At 35.2% G+C, this 6,000-nt stretch carries 8 protein-coding genes; 6 read left to right on the forward strand and 2 right to left on the reverse strand.

Annotation, left to right across the window (positions count from 1 at the left end):
* Positions 1 to 144 precede the first annotated feature (144 nt).
* The 6 genes from L634_RS0120160 (at position 145) to L634_RS0120185 (ending at position 4,121) form a co-directional block, all read left to right on the forward strand.
* Entirely contained in the window at positions 145 to 633 is a 489-nt protein-coding gene (locus tag L634_RS0120160; RefSeq protein WP_269521658.1) for a PCYCGC motif-containing (lipo)protein, read from the forward strand.
* Positions 634 to 765: 132 nt separating this feature from the next.
* Complete coding sequence (locus tag L634_RS0120165) at positions 766 to 1,074, forward strand: hypothetical protein (RefSeq protein ID WP_026584003.1); 309 nt, start codon at positions 766 to 768, stop codon at positions 1,072 to 1,074.
* Between the two features lie 146 nt (positions 1,075 to 1,220).
* The gene (locus tag L634_RS0120170; RefSeq protein ID WP_026584004.1) at positions 1,221 to 1,640 is read left to right on the forward strand and encodes a VOC family protein; all 420 of its coding nucleotides are present in this window, start codon (positions 1,221 to 1,223) and stop codon (positions 1,638 to 1,640) included.
* Between the two features lie 132 nt (positions 1,641 to 1,772).
* A complete protein-coding gene (locus L634_RS0120175) occupies positions 1,773 to 2,657 on the forward strand; it encodes a TIGR01777 family oxidoreductase (protein WP_026584005.1) in 885 nt (294 codons plus the stop codon).
* A gap of 158 nt (positions 2,658 to 2,815) precedes the next feature.
* On the forward strand, positions 2,816 to 3,157 hold the full coding sequence (locus L634_RS0120180) for a helix-turn-helix domain-containing protein (RefSeq protein WP_026584006.1): 342 nt from the start codon (positions 2,816 to 2,818) through the stop codon (positions 3,155 to 3,157).
* Between the two features lie 181 nt (positions 3,158 to 3,338).
* Positions 3,339 to 4,121, forward strand: a complete 783-nt coding sequence (locus tag L634_RS0120185) for a hypothetical protein (RefSeq protein WP_026584007.1) — start codon at positions 3,339 to 3,341, stop codon at positions 4,119 to 4,121.
* Between the two features lie 261 nt (positions 4,122 to 4,382).
* On the opposite strand, the gene L634_RS0120190 is transcribed toward L634_RS0120185, so the two are convergent.
* Positions 4,383 to 5,432, reverse strand: coding sequence for a serine/threonine-protein kinase (locus L634_RS0120190; protein WP_051428378.1), 1,050 nt, complete (start codon positions 5,430 to 5,432; stop codon positions 4,383 to 4,385).
* A complete protein-coding gene (locus L634_RS0120195) occupies positions 5,429 to 5,893 on the reverse strand; it encodes a hypothetical protein (RefSeq protein WP_026584009.1) in 465 nt (154 codons plus the stop codon). The genes L634_RS0120190 and L634_RS0120195 overlap by 4 nt, the downstream gene beginning before the upstream one ends.
* Between the last annotated feature and the right edge of the window lie 107 nt (positions 5,894 to 6,000).

Here is a 6,000-nt window from a genome sequence, read left to right on the forward strand (position 1 = left end):
TTATACCTGTGAAACAAAAGTGGTTTGTGGCAATTTTATGAACTTGGACTGTCATGGGAAATTTTATTAGTCATAGAAACATTGAATCCAGAATTAGATTTATGTATTCTTACAATAGAATAAGAGGAAGGAAAGGAAGGTTCAATGAAGAAGTATATCTATCCTATACTCACCGCAGTTTTGCTTGCTGGCTGTTCATCAGGAGAGCAGTCTGCCGAAGGCGATCATTCAAGCGAAGGACATCAAAATCAAACAGCTCCAGTATTGACCTACGAAATCGGCAGTGATGACTGGTCTGCTGTTACCACATACAGCGACAGCCCGAAAGTCTTAGAAGCCTATCAGTTCGCAGTAGAGCATCCAGAAGTGCTGGATTATATGCCTTGTTATTGCGGCTGTTACGAAGAAGATGGGCACACAAGCAATACCAATTGTTTTGTTGATAATGTAAAAGGCACTACTGTTACACTTGATACCATGGGCTTTGGCTGAGGGGTTTGTGTAGACATAGCCCGTGAGGCTAAATCAGAGTTTGAAAAAGGGACAAGTCTTAAAGACATCCGAAATATGATTGATGAAAAATATGAAGGCATGGGGACAGAATCCACTCCTACTCCTATGCCAGAGGTATAAACCCCAAAACAGCATCGGAACTTTACTGATGCTGTTTTTTGCTGTTTTACAAAGAGGTCGACAAATAAAGGAAATACCCGAAATTCTAATAAATACAATAGAAATAAGATAAGAAATGGTGAGGTGATATCATTGGATGAAGATATTCTTGAAGGAATGTTTATTAATAAGAAAGAACAAGTCATTGCTTTTTTAAACAAAACTGAAAATGCATCTATATATGAACAAATCAAAATTGCATACAAAAGATCAAAAGAACTGTTTCCGAAAAGTCGAATTAAAATAGAGGTTCTCCCTGATTACGAAAGTGGTGAAAAGGTCCTGCTTTTTTTAATCGAATCTCGCTCCAGTCTTGAAGAAGATTTTGCTCTGTTACAACAGTTATATGAACACATTTCCCTAAATGACCATTTTATTGTAGATTTGGAGTTTGCCAGATGAAGCACCCAAACTTTAAAGTGAGGGAAATTATGAGCAATACGAATGGGATAAATCAGTAGAAAATCCTTACTTTAATGCAGGAAATAAGGATTTTTTGTTGAATGATTAATTTTAGAATATTTTGGAAATGTAGGAGGTAACAATAAATGGCTGAGAAATTATTAAGGGTAGGCACAACATATATACCAGTAACTAATGTAGAACTTTCTTCTGATTGGTATGTAAATAAGCTAGGGGCAGAGTTAAGCTACATAGACCAAGATAAAGCAATTTTAAACTTTGCTAATCAGAGCATTTTTCTTGTGAAATCTAATGAAAATCAAAGCTCCAATTTCTTTGATATTTACGGTAATGAGCGTTTTTCGTTAACCTTTGAAGTTAATGGGTTAAATGCCTTAGAAGCAATACATAAAGACTTTATGCAAAGTGAAATTAGAGTTGGCGAGATCGAAGACAGAGGCCATTCTGGAAGAAATTTTGTTTTTTATGATTTAGATGGTAATAAATTTGATGTATGGAGTGAACTTAGTCCAACCTTCAGAGAAAAATATTTTATTTCCAAATAGAATCGTTAAATGAGGAGGCGAGGTTAACAAAGCATCGCCTTTTCATTGTTCAATATGGGAAGAAAGAATTTTTTTAATTGATGGAGTATCTTATATTAGAAGCTGATTTATAAAGCAGATTGGAGCTTTTACATGAAAAAAGTAGTTTTAGCAGGAGGAACAGGCTTTATTGGTGAATATTTTAAGGTTAAATTTAAGGAATTAGGATATGAGGTGCATATCATATCAAGACAAAAGCAGCATATTTCTTGGGAGGATAAATTGAGTATTCAAGAGGTGTTAGAAGATGCTGAACTTCTAATCAATCTTGCTGGGAAATCTGTAAATTGTCGATACAATGAAGCAAATAAGAGTGAAATAATGAATTCAAGAATAAGGACAACAAAATTACTTGGAGAGGCTATACTGGCGTGTAATAATCCACCTTCGATTTGGATAAATTCCAGTACGGCAACCATTTATCGGCACGCAGAAGACCGTCCGATGACTGAAGAAAAAGGAGAGATTGGTTCAGGATTCTCGGTTAATGTGGCAACAACCTGGGAACAAACCTTCTTTTCTTTTGCCTTACCAAAAACAAGACAAATCGCCTTACGAATAGCTATTGTATTAGGCAAGGGCGGCGGTGTTATAACACCTTTTCGAAATTTAGTGAAGTTTGGACTTGGAGGTATTCAGGGAACTGGAAACCAAAAGTTTAGTTGGATACATATCGACGATTTGTTTCAAATCGTTATCTTTTTGAAAGATAAAGAAGAACTAAGTGGTGTTTTTAATTGTTCTTCACCACAACCAGTCAGTAATCGGGAATTAATGAAAGAACTTAGAAAAACGCTGAATGTTCCATTCGGTTTACCTTCGCCGAAATGGATGTTGGAGATTGGCTCACTGCTAATTAAAACTGAAACAGAATTGGTGTTAAAAAGTCGGTGGGTTCTTCCAGAAAGGTTAGAACGTGAAGGTTACAAGTTTACCTTTAAAACACTTGATAAGACCTTGCAAGACATTCTAAAATAATGAAATGTTTTATTAATAAAGATTGTGAAGGGTTAACCTTATAGTATCCCAAAGCCACTTCCCTCCTACTTATACGCTTGTCCATCTCCATGTTAGCCACCTCTATTCTAAAACCATTTACAATTTTCATATTAATAATAGAATGGAGGTTTTAAACTATGCTAAAAAGTTTTGGACAAAGAATAAGATGCTTGCGGGAAAGAAAAGGTGTGACATTAAATGCTTATGCCAAGCAACTTGGGGTATCTGCTGGTTATTTAAGCAATCTAGAAACAGGAAAAACAGAAACCATCCCCTTATCGCTCTTGGAAACACTGCAAAAAGAATTTGCCATTTTTCCAATTGCGTCATCCGATAACGAAGATGTTCATCTCACTGATCGTTTTTCAAGTATTCAGCAGCAATATCAATCGTTAGTACCCTTAAATCCAGAAGCGGCCGAATATCTTCTTTCATCTTTTGAGAATGGCATTGTTTACTTTTTAAAGGAGAAAAAGTAGAGCGATTTACGCTCTATTTTTTTTGTTCTAATTCATTATATTCCTATACATTTAAATATATGTTTGAATGTTGATATAACATGCAGCCGATAACTGCATAGTAATACCTCCGCATGTAAAAGGTGAACATTGGGCAAACACAGGTCATAGCTGTTAGTATGGAAAAGGGGTGTTCAGTTTTATGGACCACAACAAACCAGTTAAAACCGATGAAATAAGTCCACAGTTCCTTGATGCCATTACAGAAATCACAAAAGCAGCGACTGAATCCGTAGAGGAACTTACTAGAACTATTGCAAACATTAAAATTCCAGAGTTTGAATTACCCAGGTTTAATATACCTGAAATCGACTATAAAAAAATTAGAAGCATGATAGAACATAATTCGAAGTCTGGGTGGACCCTTACAGGAGAAATGGGACTTGGTGATTATTTGAATGAAGAATTACTACTCTTATCTCAGGAAGAAGTAGACGCATACTTCTTAGCATATTACAAATTTAAAAACGATGAATTAAAAATACAGCATTATGATGAGACGAAGGCCGAAATTATAGAAACAATAAACGCCAAATGGGTAGAAATAATCCAATCAAGTTTTAAATGCTATGACTTAGGAATGTACAAAATGGCTATACCAAACTTATTAATGATTATTGAAGGGGAAATCAGTGAAATAGCGGATAGTGGCTTAGTTGGAGGAAAATTATTAACTCATTGGAAAAAAGATTTAGATACCGAAAGTGACCAATTCGATGCCATTGCCTTATATTCCGCATACTTATTTCTGCGTGAAGTATTGTTTAAAACAAGGGAGTTTCACAAAAAACGATTAAAAGTAATAAATCGCAATTGGGTGCTGCATGGTAGAGATGACCCTATTTACTGGAAAGAAGAAGATTACTTTAGATTAATAAATACTCTTAGTTCTATACAGTTCGTTAAGGAAATATTAAGGAACTAAGGAAGAGGAAAAAAGGCAGAAAATGCCCTCTCCAGCTGAAGAGGGCATTTGGCATGGGGCTTCTTTGCTTAATTGTTGGGTGTTACAAATATATACCCTCCATTAGTGCAGTGTAAGGTGATATTATTTTTATCATACACTGTTGCTCCGCTTGCTTTTAGTCGTTGCGTTATACACTTTGGACAGAATTTCTCTGAAAGGAGGGCACGATCATCGCGAAAAAAACTTTCGCCACAGAAACTACAAATTTGTTTCATAATTTCACTCCATTCTTCGGAAAAGTTTATAAACATATTGTTGTGCATCTTTTTGGTTTTTAAATCCTTTTTTACTTCTTACAATATTATTTCTTATTTGTCCATCTGATTTTCTTCTTTTATACCCTAAAACTCCCCAATTTCCTTTTGTGTTTTGTGCAATTTCAATTATTTCTTCATGGGTTAATCCATCGTTTACCCATATCTCCCCAACAACTTGGGGCATATACGACCATGTTAGTAGTTGGTTTACTTTCACTAGCTCGTTTGATAACTCTAAACAAGTTTGATATCGATCTTGAGGATTTAGTTCCAAACATTTTTTGATAATTCGTCTCAATCTTAAAGGAATATGCTGTAAATACATATCTCTGTTTGGGAACTTGCCATTAGATATTGCATCGATAAATTCTTGTTGTGTTTTAAAGTTAAATTGCTTTCTAAAATAATCGTTCCCGTTACACATACGGTAAAGTGTCAGCCCAACCTGAAAGATATCAGACTGCTTTGTGGCACTCGGTCCAGTAAAGGCTTCTGGAACAAAATGACTTGGATACAAAGGCGGTAATGGTGCGGTTCCAAATGCAGTTGTTTCCCTGGATTGGCCAAAATCTGTTACCAACGGTATATTATCATCTGAAAAAAGTATGTTTGTTGGTTTTATATCATAATGAACATATCCATTACTATGTATACGATGCAATCCATTTAAAAATTGTTCAGTTATATTAATTATTTCCCTTACTGTCAATGGCTTCTTGTCCAGCAAATCCTCTAAGGTACCATTTTTATAATAGGGCATAGCTATTCTCACGCAAGTAGAATCTCTACATGCATATAACACGGGGGCTACATTAGAATGTTTATTGGCGTAAAATATACTAGCTTCTCTAAAATAATCATCTGCTTTAGTAAAAGTACTCAAAGGTATTTCCTTTATTACTATTTCTCCATTTAATTGTGGGTCATGACATAAATAAACGTCTGAATTCTTCCCTTGCCCTTGGCCGATCTGTCTAATTTTTATTGCCTCGATTTGAGAAATGACTTTCACTTCAAGCCACCGACGCCTGCTAAACATGCCTCTTTATGAGCTTTATTTACTTTTGGCCAATTAGGTGTATTAAAAAAGTCCGAAACCTTAACATAGTCATCATTTTTCTTAATACCAATCTGATGTGAGAATGAAGCAAAGGGACCATAAATCAGATCAAGCCCATGGTTATTTGCAGTTTCTATTAGCATGCCTTCGATATACAGCCTTTTCTTTACCCCATCATTCATACCGTTCCTCCCTGACAGTGGTTCGGCTACCTTTATTCCACAAGAGATAATTTTGTATTCGTCAAAAAGACCCTCTATAAATTTCTTATAATAACTTAAGGTCTGTGGGAAAGAATATGCAGCTGGTTCATTAATTTTCCCCATGCTTACAAAAGAGCAATTTTCAATACTGCCGCTATAAATTGAATAGTATATTTCTGATGTAGTCACCCTTAGACCAATGGAACTCATTTTTATCCCCCTAAATATTATGGTAAGGAAAATTTTATCATAATTTTACATAAAATAGGTTATAAAATTATGGTAAATCAAAATCCTTTGGAGAACGATGGCTGGGC

It is taken from the genome of Bacillus sp. J33, assembly GCF_000518885.1.
Lineage (GTDB): Bacteria > Bacillota > Bacilli > Bacillales > Cytobacillaceae > Cytobacillus.

What these genes read in the sequence shown, in the direction of transcription:
- L634_RS0120170 (WP_026584004.1), top strand. Translation starts at nt 1,221, where the DNA reads ATGGCTGAGAAATTATTAAGGGTAGGCACAACATATATACCAGTAACT.
- L634_RS0120185 (WP_026584007.1), top strand. Translation starts at nt 3,339, where the DNA reads ATGGACCACAACAAACCAGTTAAAACCGATGAAATAAGTCCACAGTTC.
- L634_RS0120180 (WP_026584006.1), top strand. Translation starts at nt 2,816, where the DNA reads ATGCTAAAAAGTTTTGGACAAAGAATAAGATGCTTGCGGGAAAGAAAA.
- L634_RS0120195 (WP_026584009.1), bottom strand. Translation starts at nt 5,893, where the DNA reads ATGAGTTCCATTGGTCTAAGGGTGACTACATCAGAAATATACTATTCA.
- L634_RS0120175 (WP_026584005.1), top strand. Translation starts at nt 1,773, where the DNA reads ATGAAAAAAGTAGTTTTAGCAGGAGGAACAGGCTTTATTGGTGAATAT.